Genomic DNA, 14,608 nt, shown 5'->3' on the forward strand with positions numbered 1-14,608 from the left:
AATTTACGGACAGGCAACTCCATCAACTTTAAGTCATTTGAAATTAGCTAAAACAATTAGGAGGTAATTATGCTGAAGGTAATCATAGCAGATGATGAAGAACGTGTATGCAGACTGATCATGAAACTCGTTGCCTGGGAAGAAGTGGACATGGAAGTCTTGGCTGCAGCACATAATGGAATAGAAGCATTGGAACTTATAGAAAAACATCAGCCGGATCTCATTATTACCGATATCAGAATGCCAGGTTATGATGGTCTGGAACTGATCGAGAAGGCGAAAGAACTGAAGAAAGATCTTGAGTTTATCATCATAAGCGGTTACGGGCAGTTTGAATATGCACAGAAAGCCATAAAGTTTGGCGTAAGTGACTATCTACTGAAACCCATCCAAAAGACAGAACTTACTGATACGCTACTCAAACTGGGTGATAAAATCAGAAATAACAAAGACAGGATAGCATCATCTGATCTGAAAGAAATGCGTATAAGAAGCGAGAATGAAAGAAGAAGAATACAGTTTATGCAGGCCCTGATGGCAGGAGATACGCCTGAAGAGATGAGCGGAACTGAGCTTTTTTCCGATCAGTCCGGGTTTAATATGGACAACCGCTGCAGTCAGATTCTGGTCATGAAAACCGATTTTAAAGGGAGTACATCTACCGAAGAAAAAGAAATTCTTGAGGATACAATAACAATCGTACTGGATGAAGCTTTCAAAGGCTACAACCTTATCGACCATGAGATCTATCAGGAAGATCAGTATACGATACTCCTCCTGCAGTTTCCAGAAGAGAAGAAAGAAGAGTATTTGAAACGGGAGAAAGACCTGATTGAGCTCTTCAAGAAAAGCATCCCTGAATACCAGAACAGAACCGTGACCCTAGGCCTGGGGCATATTACAGATAACCTGGGGGGTATTCTCCATTCTTTTGAGTCAGCGATGCTTGCTCTTGAAGAAAGCTATATCGGGGGTGCCGGAAAGGTGTACTATAGAGAACAGCTGGAGTCCGGTGAATTTCTGAGACGCGATATCGTGCATGAGTTCTTTTTGTCCTTCGAGAAACACGTATCCATGCTGGATCTTGAAGGTACCCGAAGGCTTCTCAGAGATCTTAAAGACAGGATAAGGGAAGAGGAGAAGGTCACAGGACATGAGGTCATCCATCTGGCAAAAGAGATCTGCAATCTCTACAGCTTTACCATGCTGAAGAACAAGTTTTCTCTCGCGGAAAGCAGCATCCTCATGGACAGGTTCGAAGCAGGTATAAAACACGTACAAAGTCTGGAAGAAATCTTCATTGCACTGGAGAACAAGATTCTTCAATCCATGACTGAGGTCATCATCAACAAGAAAGAGATGCTCTCAGGACCCATAAGAGAAGCGAAAAAGTATATGGAAGATCACTACATGAACAATCTTTCCCTTGATGAAGTCAGCCAGAAAGTGGGCTTCAGCTCAAACTATTTCAGTGCACTGTTCAAAAAAGAGACTGGAGTCACCTTTATCGAGCATCTCTCAGAAATCAGGATGAACAGTGCCAAAGAACTGTTAAAAGAAAAGGACCTGAGAATTGCAGACATCTGTGAAATGGTCGGTTACACTGACGTGAAATACTTTACCCGCTCATTCATCAGAAGAACAGGACTGAAGCCCAACGAATACAGGAAAATCTACGCTTAGGAGGACAGCATGATCAACCAGAAGAAAGGATACCTTGTCAATAGAGGGATGTTTCTGTTTTGTGCGCTCTATTTCCTCCTTGGTCTTATGCTGATCACCATTTTTATCTATGCCCTGAAGAGCCGCTCATTCATACCCTTCTTCTTTTATCTGATTCTATCCGGAATACTTTTGTACTATACAGACATCTATGTTCTTCGGCCCATGAGAGAAACCAATAAGACCCTGTCTCTTTTTTCAGAAGGGTACATCCTTAAAGGGATCTATGAAATCAGAGTTCCCTACAGTAAGGAACAGGAAGATGCCATACTGAAGTTCGGAGAACTCATGAATACGAGAGAACTGATCAACTCCACCAAAAAGCATGCTGAGTATCTGGCGCTTCAGAATCAGATCAATCCTCATTTTCTGTATAATACCCTTGAAGGAATAAGAAGCGAGGCGCTCATCGAAGGTGCAGACAGTGTAGCGGAGATGACAGAAGCGCTGGGCACCTTTTTCAGGTACACCATCTCAAATCTGGAGAAGCTGGTCACCTTGGAAGAAGAACTGGCAAATATCGAAAACTACTATAAAATCCAGCAGTTCCGTTTTGGGGACCGACTCGCACTTGCCGTTACGTTTAAAGGAGATCAGGAAAAGATCCTGAAAATGAGGCTGCCTAAACTCACCCTGCAGCCTATACTGGAGAACTCGATCTTTCATGGTGTAGAGAGAAAAATCGGAAAAGGGAACATCCGCATCCATCTCGTCCTGACCCAGGACAGAATGATCATCACCATATCCGATGATGGACTGGGTATGGATGCAGACCAGCTTTATGAACTGAATCAGAGACTAAACGGCACGACACTTGAGTACCTGAAGGATGACTACGACAAGAGAGGTGGAATAGCGCTTGTCAATGTCAACAACAGAATCAAGCTGATTTTTGGAGATGAGTATGGTATTTATGTATATAGCAGAAAAAATGCCGGAACCGATGTGGAAGTGACGCTCCCTGCAGTTGAGGGGGACACTAAAGATGATTGAAGAAGTGCTTAGGGTGGAACACGTCACCAAAAAGGTGGATGGGATTCTCAGGCTGGATAATATCCACTTCAATATCTACAAAGGAGAAGTTCTTGGACTGATTCCCCTGAACTCCCATGGCATAAAAGAGCTGATGAGTCTGCTCACTCAGAATTCACCTCTTGATATGGGGAGAATCTATCTCGATGGAGAACTGGTCAACTATTACGAGCACAGCAATCTCGCCATTAACAAAGTGGAGATCATCGATGTGCATACAAGACTGGTTGAAGATCTCACTGTAGCAGACAATATCTTTGTCCTTTCGAGAAACTACCGTGAAAACATCATCAGCAGCAGAAAACTGTATGAAGAGACAAAAAGTCTGCTGAAGGAATTCGATATCCGTATCCACGCAGATGATCTTGTTATGCAGCTGGACAGCTTTGAAAGAAGTGTCATCGAGCTCGTCAAATATGTCAAAAGCGAAACATCCCTCATCATCATCAATGAGATATCCAGTTACCTGAGTACAACTGAGCTTCAGAAATTTCATGCGCTCATGCGTTATTTTGCGGAAAAAGACAAGGTGTCCTTTCTCTATATCGCAAACCATCATGAGGAAGCCTTCAAAATCTGCAGGAGAATCGCTCTGATGGAAGACGGAAGAGTGGTGAAGATTCTGGAAGAAGAATCTTTTCAGAACGAAAACATTCTTCCTTACATCATATCCTTTGACCATCCCTATCTTAGTGAGAGCGAAGAAGGTCCATCGGGCATACTGGAATTCAAGAATGCATCTTCCGGGCCTCTTGAACATCTATCCCTTAAGATCAGACAGGGAGAATGTGTCACCATCCTTGATATCGACAATTATTCCATTGATGAGATTCTTTATCTTGTGAAAGGCAATAAAACTCCCGAGGAGGGAACTGTGCTTTACTGCGGTGAGCCCCTTATATACAGAAATGGTGAAGATTTCATCGAAAAGGAGATTGCCATTATTGAAGAAAATCCTAAGGAATCCATGATATTCAAGGACATGAGCTACTTTGACAATCTGATTTTTCTCCTTGACCGGAAACTGCACAGAAGTCTTATGCCAAGAAGAACGCGAAAGAGCATTCATAAGGAATACTTCGGATACCTAGGCAGTGATCTGGATCGGAAATACATGAAAGATGTGGGAACAAGAAGCAGCTACTCTCTTGTGTACCACAGAATTCACCTGTTCAGTCCGAAGATCGTGTTCCTCATCCAGCCCTTCTCCAATGCCGATATGTACCTTCGGGCATATATCATCACCCTCATCAATATTCTGAGAAAGAAGGGCATCACAGTCGTGATCCTCGCTGTCAGCATACAGGATTCCTTGTCTGTATCAGACAGACTGCTGACCATCGAGAAAGGTTCCTTCATCCGAGAGTATCTTAAAGAGGACTTTTACCGGTTTGAGCGTTAAATATAGGATGATCTCTTAAACATCGTAATATTGACCCCTTAATTCATGATTTTATCCCCTATGACAATGTAATCGTTATGATAGACTTGTTGTAACAGGATACGGACATTGAATTAGGGGGTTTTTTATGGAGAACTATATTGTTGAGATGAAAGGAATAAATAAGAGTTTTCCAGGAGTACGGGCGCTCCACAATGTAGACTTCAACCTGAAGCCAGGAGAAGTTCTTGCGCTTTTAGGCGAAAACGGAGCAGGCAAATCTACCCTCATGAAAATTCTAAGCGGTGTATATACAAAAGATGCAGGGACGGTAAAAGTCTTCGGAGAAGAAGTGGAGGATATGAATCCTCTGAAAGCTCAGGAGATGGGCGTCTCCATAATCCATCAGGAACTGAATATGTGTCCACATCTCACCGTCTATCAGAATATCTTTCTCGGCAGGGAAGAGACCCACAGAGGCATCATGTCAGACAGAAAGATGAAGGAAGAAGCAAGCAGGATACTTGCCGAGCTGAACATCAGGATCGATCCGGATGAAGTTGTAGGCAATCTTTCCGTCTCCAAACAGCAGATGGTGGAAATTGCGAAAGCCCTGGCTACCGACTGCAAAGTGCTGATTATGGACGAACCGACCTCAGCGCTTACCTCCAAGGAAATCAGCGATCTTTTTGAAATCATACGAAAGCTGAAAGCGGAAGGAAGAGGAATCATCTACATCTCCCATAAACTGGATGAACTGAAGTATATCGTAGATCGGGTCATGATCCTTCGAGATGGAGAATATATCCGCAGCATGGACTTCAAGGACACCACCCTTCACGAGATCATCTCGCTTATGGTTGGGAGAGAAATCCATGAAAAATTCCCGAGAATCACGAGAGAAAAAGGCAAGGAAATCCTTCAGGTGAAAAAACTGAATGCAGGCCATATGGTCAGAGACATCAGCTTCAATATTTATGAGGGTGAAATCGTAGGCATTGCGGGTCTTATGGGTGCAGGAAGAACGGAAACAACAAGAGCGCTCTTCGGAGCAGACCCCATGGATTCCGGAACGATCATACTGGACGGTAAGGAAATCATCATACAGAAACCAAGAGATGCGATAAAACATGGACTTGTACTGGCCCCAGAGGACCGCAAAAAAGACGGACTTTGCACGAAGCTCAGTATTACCGATAACATCGCACTTCCGAATCTGGATCTCCTGACCAATAAATATGGTCTGGTTTCGAGAAAGAAAGAAAAAGAAATGACCTTGAATACCGTAAAGAGTCTGAAAATAAGGCTCGCCAATGTTTCTGTCGATGCAGGCAGTCTATCTGGAGGAAATCAGCAGAAAGTCGTAGTCGGTAAATGGCTGGCCAGAAATTCACGAGTGGTGATTTTCGATGAACCCACAAGAGGAATTGATGTGGCAGCAAAAGTGGAAATCTACAACCTCATGAACAAACTGAAAGAAGCAGGTATAGGGGTACTGTTTGTTTCATCAGAGCTTCCTGAAATCCTGGGCATCAGTGACCGGATCATCGTTATGTGTGATGGAAGAATTACAAAGGAACTGGACATCACAGAAGCCACACAAGATGTGATTTTAAAATACGCAACACAGTTTGAAAAGAAAATCGAAGATCAGCGGGTTGTATAGAAGGGGGAAATTATGGAATCCATAAGGAACAATGAAAAAATCAAAAAAATCATGGCCATACGCGGAATGGGGCAGGTGGTTACCGTAACCATAGGTCTTATTGCACTGATTATTGTATTCGGAATACTGAACCCCACCTTCTTCTCACCTAAGAATGTGTCCAATCTGATGAGACAGATTGCACCGATCATCATCATCGGAATCGGTCAGTCTTATGTGCTCATTACCGGAAACATCGACCTTTCCATCGGATCGGTCATCGGGATGAGTGCAATGATTTCGGCAAAGCTCATGTCTATGGGTGTCAATCCATGGATATCTGTAGGGATTACTCTTCTTTCAGCCCAGCTCATCGGACTGTTCAACGGACAGCTGATCTCAAAAGCGAAGCTGCCGCCGTTCATCGCGACCCTGGGTACCATGACCATTGCAAGAGGAGTCGCTCAGATCGTCAACAACAATTATAATACGGATTCGATCGGGCAGGCAGCAGAAGGATTCAGAAATTTCTTCTACTACGGCAGAACCTTCGGGTTATTCAATACCATATGGATTGCACTGGTCATCTGGCTCATCTTCAACTTCATTCTGAGCAAGACCAGAACCGGAAGGCATATCTATGCCATAGGAAGCAACATCAGCGCAGCTCATCTCTCCGGTGTGAACATCGTCTCCACAACGACCAAAGCCTATCTTGTCAGTGCCTTCTGCGCAAGCAGTGTAGGACTGATCCAGACCGCTACAAGCGGTATGGGCACCATGGATGCCGGAACAGGTTATGAAATGTATGCAGTTGCCGCATCTGTTATCGGTGGCGTATCCACACTCGGCGGTCAGGGAATTCTTCTGGGTACGGTTGTCGGTGCTTCGATCTGGGGTGTACTTCAGAATGGTCTTCAGTTTGCAGGCGCACCAGTTGCCATAAGAAATATCGTCATCGGAATCATAGTCGTTGTTTCTGTTCTTCTGGATATCATAGTGAGGTCCAATCAGAACAAAGCCAAAAAGAGAGAACGGCTTAAAGTCGCAGGATAATCACACTTCGTTATGAATGGCGTAATGCCTGAAATAAAAATCATAAATTAAAGGGGGACCTAAATTGTTAAAGAAAATTATTGCCTCAATGATGACACTAGCCCTAGGCCTCACAGTTTTTGCCGGATGCAGCAATGCGGATGAACCATCAGCAAGCGGCGACAAGTACAAAGTGTATCTCATCACCATGGATCAGATGGACCAGCACTGGGTGACAGTAGATGGCGGAGCGAAGAAAGCAGCTGACGAACTTGGAAATGTAGAGTATACCTGGCTGGCACCTGACGTGAAGGATGATGCGAAGCAGATTGAAAGCATCAACAATGCTGTTGCCGGTGGTGCAGATGCGATTATGCTGGCAGCTAACGGACCCGATGCAGTAACTGCTGCACTTAAGGAAGCTGAAGATGCAGGCGTTAAGATTGTGTATGTTGACTCACCTGCTGATTATCCGGCTGTTGCCACTTTAGCTACAGACAATGAAGCTGCCGGAAAAACCGCTGGAGAAGAAATGCTGAAAGCTTTAGACTCGAACGGTGTGACTTCCGGTAAAATCGGTATCGTTAATGTAAATGCTTCCACAGCCTCCACAGTAGCAAGAGAAAAAGGTTTCAGAGCCGCTTTCGAAGGAAAAGGATTTGAAATTCTTGAAACTCAGTATGGAGACGGTGATGCCGCAAAATCCAAGGACATCGCAGCAAACTATATCACTGAAGGTGTTGTAGGCGTATTCGGTGCCAATGAAGGATCCACTGTTGGAGCAGGAAATGCAATCAAAGAAGCAGGCGGAGAAGTTGTAGGCGTCGGTTTTGACAAATCAGATACGATTCTTGAACTGATCAAGTCAGGAGAACTTCTTTGTACGATGGCTCAGAACCCTGATGTCATGGGTTATGAAGGAATGAAGGTTGCAGTGAAGGCGCTTAAAGGCGAAGAAATCACTGAAACTGCAGTAGACACAGGCGTATCCGTAATCGATGCAGCTGCTGTAAAATAACAGAAGTAGTGGAACTGGGGCTTGCAGAAATGTAGCCCCTTTTTTCATAGAACGAGAGGAGTATGTCATGAAAGAATATACCATCGCACTTATGGATACGTTTTTTGATAAATGGCCGCAGATGAGGTTTCTGCATAACTCAATGAAAGAAGCTGTGAGCCTAAGTGTTGCCAGCATAACTGAAGGGGGAAAGATTCTTGTATGCGGAAACGGTGGAAGCGCTGCAGACAGTGAGCATATTGCCGGTGAACTCCTGAAGGAGTTCTACATCAGAAGACCTGTGAAAGGAAAGGTGGCTGAAGATCTGATCGGCACCTATGGCGTGGACGGAGAGTATCTTGTGAAGCATCTTCAGGGATCCATTCCGGCCATCTCTCTGGTTTCTCAGACGGGATTTCTGAGTGCATATGCCAATGATGCCGCCCCTGAGCTTTCCTTCGCCCAGGAAGTTCTGGGATACGGTAACGAAAGGGATATTCTCATTGCCCTATCCACATCCGGAAACGCAAAAAATGTAAACTATGCGGCAATGACGGCAAAGGTGAGAGGCATGAGCATCATCGCCATGACAGGAGAAACAGGCGGACATCTGAAGGACTATGCTGATGTTCTTCTCAATGTACCGGAAAAAGAGACCTACCTCGTACAGGAACTCCATCTGCCGATCTATCATCTCTTCTGCAGAGCACTGGAATATGAGATCTTCGGGGAGGATGAGGAATGATTCTCGGATTTGATATAGGAGGCACCAAAAGTGCTGTGATTCTGGCGGAAGTTAAAGGGGAGACTATAGATTTTCTGGGCAGATATGAGATGAAGACAGAAAGTGACTGGAGGAGTGTTCTAGATGAGCTTTCCATGAAAGCGAAAGAGATGATTTCTTCAAAAGGACTCGCAAATGAACCTCTTCAGATCGGTGTTTCCTGTGGGGGGCCACTGTACGCGGAAAGAGGCCTGATACTGTCTCCGCCCAATCTTCCGGGATGGGATGAAGTACCCGTTGTGAAGTATCTTGAAGAGCAGTTCAAGGCAAAAGCGAGGCTTCAGAATGATGCGGATGCCTGTGCACTTGCAGAGTGGAAATATGGTGCAGGAAGAGGAACACAGCATATGGTTTTTCTGACATTCGGAACTGGACTTGGCGCAGGGCTTATTCTTAACGGAAAGCTCTATAGAGGAGCAGATAATATGGCAGGAGAAGCAGGCCATATCAGACTGACGGAGGACGGACCCATGGGATATGGGAAAAGAGGAAGTTTCGAAGGATACTGCAGCGGTGAAGGAATCGCACAGCTTGCAAAGAAAAAGGCGGAAGAAGAGCGGAAAAGCGGGAGAACAGTCTCATACCTGAAAGATGAACTGGAGAATATCACTGCAAAGGACGTGGCCTTGGCTGCAGAAAACGGACATGAAGATGCCAAAGAGATATTCCGTATCTCGGGACGCTACTTCGGCAGAGGACTCGCCATAATCGTTGATCTTCTCAACCCGGAAATGATCGTTGCCGGATCCATCTATAAAAGATCAGGACACCTCATGAAAGAAGAGATGATGAAAGAACTGGAGAAGGAAGCGATTATTTACTCAAGGAAGAATCTGAAAATCCTTCCATCATCTCTTGGTGAAGCCATCGGAGATTATGGGGCAGTTGCTGCAGCCTTAGGTGAGTAAATTAATCGTGAGCTTTGAAACATGTGACTGAAGTACTATAATGGTTAAGAGAAAACACCTGATTCAATGAATCGGAAATGAGGTAAAGAATGCAGGAAATACTGAAACTGAAACCTGTCTTCCAGGAGAGAATCTGGGGAGGCACAAAGCTTAGAGATTATTTCGGTTACGATATCCCAACCGAGTCCACTGGAGAATGCTGGGCGATTTCCGCGCACAAGAACGGAGACTGTGAGGTGACAAACGGACCACTTAGAGGGAAGCATCTCTCGGAAGTCTATAAGGATCACCCGGAGCTCTTCGGAGGCGCAAAATCTTCTGTCTTTCCACTCCTGACCAAGATTCTCGATGCTAAAGAGGATCTCAGTGTACAGGTTCATCCAGATGATGAGTATGCAAGGAGAGAGGAGAACGCTCTAGGAAAAACAGAATGCTGGTACATCATCGACTGCGAAGAAGATGCCAGGATGATTTATGGACATACAGCAGAAACAAAAGATGAACTGAGCAGAATGATGGATGAAGGAGAATGGGATAATCTTCTTGAGAGCGTAAAGATCAGGCCAGGCGACTTTTTCTATGTGCCCAGCGGAACCATACATGCACTCTGCAAGGGTACACTTGTCCTTGAAACCCAGCAGTCCTCAGATGTCACTTACAGGGTATACGACTATGACCGAATGGATGACAAAGGACAGAAAAGAGAACTCCATATGGAGGAGGCGAAGAAAGTGCTGAGCGTTCCCCATAAAGGAAACAGCATTGTGCCTGAAACTTTTAAAGAAGAAAATATGACCAGAACCAGATATGTCTCATCGTCTTACTTCACTGTTGAAAAGTGGATCACAGAGGGAGAGGCAGTTAAGGAGATAGAAGAATACAAGCTGGTGAGTGTTCTGGGCGGTCAAGGAAACGTCAACGGTATTCCGATGATAAAAGGTGATCACTTCATCCTGACCTCTGCATGTAAGAAGGTGAAGTTTGAAGGCAATCTTGAAATGATGGTTTCATGGATTTAATCAGATGAACTTATTGACTATGTAACGTAGTAAGTCCCTTTAGGAGTATATGTCATCTTAATACACATTCGAATACTTAGCGGAAGCTTTAAGTAAGAAAGCACAGGTAAACATTGTATAGTTTATCTGTGCTTTCAGCACGTCATCATTAAACTGCCAATCCTGTTCGGACCATTTCCTGATACTCATGGAATAAAGAGGATCTACACTTCCCCCGGTTAGAGGATAGACGTCATATTTTCCATATGAAATCAGATTTCCATAATAATGTTACCGTATTCACCCATGAATAATAATATTTTAAAAGAATGAACCTTAAAAAATATCAGATTTGTAAATGTTTTCAACTCTATTGAGATTTTCGGATTTTAAATCTATAATAATCGTATAAAAGTTAGTAAAACGTTTAACTAAATTTTTCGGAGAAAATAATATGAAGATAACGATCAAAGACATCGCAAAAGAAGCAGGCGTATCCATTGCCACAGTGTCACTGGTGCTCAATGAAAAAGACAAGCACATCACAGAAGCGACCAGGCAAAGAGTGAAAGACGCCATGAAGAAATACAACTATATCCCAAATGCCATGGCAGGAAGTCTTGTCACGAGAAAAACCGGAATCATCGGTCTGATTCTGCCTGACATCACGAATCCGTTCTTCCCCGGAATTGCACGAGGTGCAGAAGACCGGGCGAACGAAGAAGGCTACAGCATCATCTTCTGCAATACAGACGATAAAATCGAGGTCGAAGAAAAATATATCGAGTCACTCACAAGCAAGATGGTCGATGGGATCATCATTGCCCATTCCTCAAACAGTGAAAGACTGAGTGATGTTCTGGAAAGATGCCAGATACCCATAATCCTCATCGACAGAGACTTCGATTCGAAGAATGTAGAGGGGAAAGTGCTGGTGAACAACAGGGATGCCGCATTCAATGCCATCACCTATATGGTGGAAAAAGGCTACAGAAAAATAGCATACCTATCCGGCTCACTGAAGATCAAAACAGCCATGGACAGACTGAGAGGATACAAAGAAGCACTGATGGAGAAAAACATCTCCTTCGATGAAGCTTTAGTCAAATACGGCCAGTACCGCGCTGAGTGGGGAAAGAAAGGCATAGAAGAACTCTTTCAGGAGGAAACCGATTTTGATGCAGTCTTCTGCGGAAATGATCTCATCGCCATCGGTGCCATGAAAGAAGTTCTGAGAAGCGGATTTAGAGTTCCCGAAGACATAGGCATCATGGGGTTTGATGACATCTATATGTCCCAGATGGTGGAACCTGAGCTGACAACCGTAAAACAGCCGAACTATGAAATGGGCTATCAGGCAGTGAATATACTCATACAGCACTTAAGAGAAAAACAGGCTGGAAAAGGAACGGAAAAAACGGATCACAGTATTGTGATGCTGGATACGGAAATTACAGAGAGAAATTCAATTTAGAAATGAGAAGGAGGAATCGCACGTGATTATTGTGGTTGGCAGCCTGAATATGGACCTGGTCATCCAGGCAGAACATATTCCAAGGCCAGGAGAAACGGTTCTGGGCAACGGATTCAGACAGATTCCGGGAGGAAAAGGAGCAAATCAGGCAGATGCGGTGGCAAAGCTTGGCGGAGATGTATCCATGATCGGCGCTGTCGGAGAAGATTGAATGAATAGAAAAAACAGAAAAAAATATAGAACAGAAGATGGAGGATACAAATGAAAATAGCAATAGGATGCGACGAAGCGGCATACGGACTGAAAGTGGAGATCATGAAACATCTGGAAGGGAAGGGGATAGAATTCTTCGACTTCGGATCGAAGAAGGGCGATGTGGTTCTATATCCCGATGTTGCCTATACCGTCGCAGATGCAGTGGCAAAAGGCGATTATGAAAGAGGCATACTGTTCTGCGGAACAGGCATCGGAATGGCCATCACAGCAAACAAGGTGCCAGGAATAAGAGCGGCCGTCTGCCATGATCCTTACTCCACAGAAAGGTCAAGAAAAAGCAACAACTGCCAGATCATGACCATGGGCGAAAGAGTGATCGGCGTGGAACTTGCCAAGTATCTTGTGGATATCTGGCTGGAATCCGATTTCTCCGGTGGAGGATCCACCGCCAAGGTGGATAGAATAACAGAGATAGAAAAGAGGTTCACCGCAAAGTAAATGGGTAACCGTCTTTAAAACTGAAGAGTTCAGCCGGATATTAAGATCGGCTGCACTCTTCTTTTCTATATAATGGATACAGACAGAAACTACAATGACAGGAGAGCGGTTTTATGTTAGTGTCCATGTTTATACTGTCTCAATCCTAGAACAGTCTTTGACAAGGTAAGCATCGCTGACTACTTGGTGGCAAGGATGAAGTATGCTATCATCGAATTAATGTATGAAGCCTGATTGTTCTTATGAACTTATGATTGTAGGGCATAATGCTGCATAAAGAAGACAGAGGAGGAAATCACCATGAAAATACTGGTCACCGCATTTGATCCCTTTGATGGAGAATCCATCAATCCTGCACTGGAAGCCGTAAAGCTGATGAGAGATCGTATTTCCGGGGCTGAAATCATAAAGCTCGAGATACCCACAGTATTCGGTAGATCCATAGAAAAGACAGTAGAGGCGATTAGAAAAGAACATCCTGACGCAGTCCTCTGTGTAGGGCAGGCAGGAGGACGATCCGAAGTCACCCCTGAGCGTGTAGCGATCAATGTAGACGATGCCAGAATTCCGGACAATGAGGGAAATCAACCCATCGATACGCCCATCTATGAAGATGGCGCGCCGGCTTATTTTTCGACTCTTCCCGTCAAAGCAATGGTAGAAGCCATACGCCTCGAAGGTCTGCCTTCATCTCTGTCGAACTCGGCAGGAACCTTTGTCTGTAACCATATCATGTACGGGGTGCTCTATACAGTATCCAGAATGGATAAGAATATCCGGGCAGGATTTATCCATGTGCCATTCACTCCGGAACAGGTATCCAAAAGGGCGACTCCGGCTCCTTCCATGTCGACCATCGACATCGCAAGAGCACTGGAAGCGGCAGTTCGTGCAGTCGTAGAGAATGAGAAGGATATTACTTCTGTGGGAGGTAAGACGGATTGAGACAGAGCATAAAAGAGTGTGTCTAATTTTGAGGCTCAGCCATTCCATGTGATGCGCTGAGCCTTTTTAATGCTGTCTTTTGTTGGGCAATTTCATCTAAGAAATGAGTCAGCGTTATAGATATATATTAATTGTTAAATATTTGTCCGTGGTCCGTAACCAATTGAATCCTTGTGATGAAACTGCTATAACTATAATAGTGGTGAAACAGTTCTATTCATGAGACAAAGGGGTAAGAGAAATGGAAATCACAGTCATTCATGGTCAGGTTCATAAAGGAAGCACTTATCATATTACAGAGATGCTGAAAAACAGGATTTCTCACGACGATACGGTTGTTCATGAGTTCTATCTCCCAAAAGATTCACCTGGATTCTGTGTGGGCTGTTTTCAATGTATTTTCAAAGGGGAAGAGTACTGCCCGGAGAGTGAAAAGGTGAAAAGAATCAGTGAAGCGATGCTTAGGTCTCAAATCATCATCGTTGACTCACCGACGTACTGCTTCGAGATGACCGGTCAGCTGAAATCACTTTTTGATCATTTCGGTTATATGTGGATGTCCCATAGGCCACAGGGAGAGATGTTTACAAAAACAGGCGTTGTCGTGACCACCGCTGCAGGTGCAGGAGGGAAAAGCGTTGTCCAGTCCATAAGGAGGCAGCTGTTCTGGTGGGGAATACCGAAGATTCACAGCCTTAAATTCAATGTGAATGCAAGCAGCTGGGATGATGTCTCAGAGAAAATCATGAAAAAGATCATTCAGGAAGTGGATGAGACAGCATTTAAGATCCGCAGAACTTCTGAGAAATCACGACCGGGAATAAAGACCTGGGTTCTCTTCAATATCATGAGAAAAATGCACAGTTCCAATACCTGGAACAAGGTTGATAAGGCGCACTGGGAAAACAATCTGTGGCTCGAAAAGGAAAGACCCTGGAAGAGACAGATCACTTCATAATCGCCACTCTAAATC

General features: G+C 44.4%; 14 protein-coding genes. All 14 read left to right on the plus strand.

The window, feature by feature from the left end; all coding sequences use genetic code 11:
• Nucleotides 1-69: 69 nt before the first annotated feature.
• The 14 genes from RTX25_RS07195 (at nt 70) to RTX25_RS07260 (ending at nt 14,593) form a co-directional block, all read left to right on the plus strand.
• A complete protein-coding gene (locus RTX25_RS07195) occupies nt 70-1,683 on the plus strand; it encodes a response regulator (protein WP_312652218.1) in 1,614 nt (537 codons plus the stop codon).
• 9 nt (nt 1,684-1,692) lie between these two features.
• The gene (locus RTX25_RS07200) at nt 1,693-2,715 is read left to right on the plus strand and encodes a histidine kinase (RefSeq protein ID WP_312652220.1); all 1,023 of its coding nucleotides are present in this window, start codon (nt 1,693-1,695) and stop codon (nt 2,713-2,715) included.
• Nucleotides 2,708-4,156 (plus strand): ATP-binding cassette domain-containing protein, encoded by a 1,449-nt coding sequence (locus RTX25_RS07205; RefSeq protein WP_312652222.1) that lies wholly within the window; start codon nt 2,708-2,710, stop codon nt 4,154-4,156. The genes RTX25_RS07200 and RTX25_RS07205 overlap by 8 nt, the downstream gene beginning before the upstream one ends.
• Before the next feature lie 127 nt (nt 4,157-4,283).
• Nucleotides 4,284-5,801: a sugar ABC transporter ATP-binding protein gene (locus RTX25_RS07210; RefSeq protein WP_312652224.1), complete on the plus strand. Its 1,518-nt coding sequence runs from the start codon at nt 4,284-4,286 to the stop codon at nt 5,799-5,801.
• 12 nt (nt 5,802-5,813) lie between these two features.
• Nucleotides 5,814-6,836 carry an ABC transporter permease gene (locus RTX25_RS07215; RefSeq protein ID WP_312652226.1) on the plus strand — a complete coding sequence of 341 codons (1,023 nt, stop codon included), beginning with the start codon at nt 5,814-5,816 and terminating at the stop codon, nt 6,834-6,836.
• Between the two features lie 64 nt (nt 6,837-6,900).
• The gene (locus RTX25_RS07220; RefSeq protein ID WP_312652227.1) at nt 6,901-7,833 is read left to right on the plus strand and encodes an ABC transporter substrate-binding protein; all 933 of its coding nucleotides are present in this window, start codon (nt 6,901-6,903) and stop codon (nt 7,831-7,833) included.
• 67 nt (nt 7,834-7,900) lie between these two features.
• Nucleotides 7,901-8,557, plus strand: a complete 657-nt coding sequence (locus RTX25_RS07225) for an SIS domain-containing protein (RefSeq protein WP_312652229.1) — start codon at nt 7,901-7,903, stop codon at nt 8,555-8,557.
• The gene (locus RTX25_RS07230) at nt 8,554-9,504 is read left to right on the plus strand and encodes an ROK family protein (protein ID WP_312652231.1); all 951 of its coding nucleotides are present in this window, start codon (nt 8,554-8,556) and stop codon (nt 9,502-9,504) included. Before RTX25_RS07225 ends, RTX25_RS07230 begins: the two co-directional genes overlap by 4 nt.
• Before the next feature lie 89 nt (nt 9,505-9,593).
• Nucleotides 9,594-10,523 (plus strand): mannose-6-phosphate isomerase, class I, encoded by a 930-nt coding sequence (manA, locus tag RTX25_RS07235; RefSeq protein WP_312652232.1) that lies wholly within the window; start codon nt 9,594-9,596, stop codon nt 10,521-10,523.
• 433 nt (nt 10,524-10,956) lie between these two features.
• On the plus strand, nt 10,957-11,976 hold the full coding sequence (locus RTX25_RS07240; RefSeq protein WP_312652233.1) for a LacI family DNA-binding transcriptional regulator: 1,020 nt from the start codon (nt 10,957-10,959) through the stop codon (nt 11,974-11,976).
• Nucleotides 11,977-11,998: 22 nt separating this feature from the next.
• Nucleotides 11,999-12,187 (plus strand): PfkB family carbohydrate kinase, encoded by a 189-nt coding sequence (locus RTX25_RS07245; RefSeq protein WP_312652236.1) that lies wholly within the window; start codon nt 11,999-12,001, stop codon nt 12,185-12,187.
• Nucleotides 12,188-12,237: 50 nt separating this feature from the next.
• Nucleotides 12,238-12,690 carry a ribose 5-phosphate isomerase B gene (rpiB, locus tag RTX25_RS07250; protein WP_312652238.1) on the plus strand — a complete coding sequence of 151 codons (453 nt, stop codon included), beginning with the start codon at nt 12,238-12,240 and terminating at the stop codon, nt 12,688-12,690.
• 300 nt (nt 12,691-12,990) lie between these two features.
• On the plus strand, nt 12,991-13,635 hold the full coding sequence (pcp, locus tag RTX25_RS07255; protein WP_312652240.1) for a pyroglutamyl-peptidase I: 645 nt from the start codon (nt 12,991-12,993) through the stop codon (nt 13,633-13,635).
• A 241-nt stretch (nt 13,636-13,876) separates the two neighbouring features.
• Nucleotides 13,877-14,593 (plus strand): NAD(P)H-dependent oxidoreductase, encoded by a 717-nt coding sequence (locus RTX25_RS07260; RefSeq protein WP_312652242.1) that lies wholly within the window; start codon nt 13,877-13,879, stop codon nt 14,591-14,593.
• Nucleotides 14,594-14,608: the final 15 nt, after the last annotated feature.

The sequence above is a fragment of the Proteiniclasticum sp. genome (assembly GCF_032054185.1).
Taxonomy (GTDB): Bacteria; Bacillota; Clostridia; order Clostridiales; family Clostridiaceae; genus Proteiniclasticum.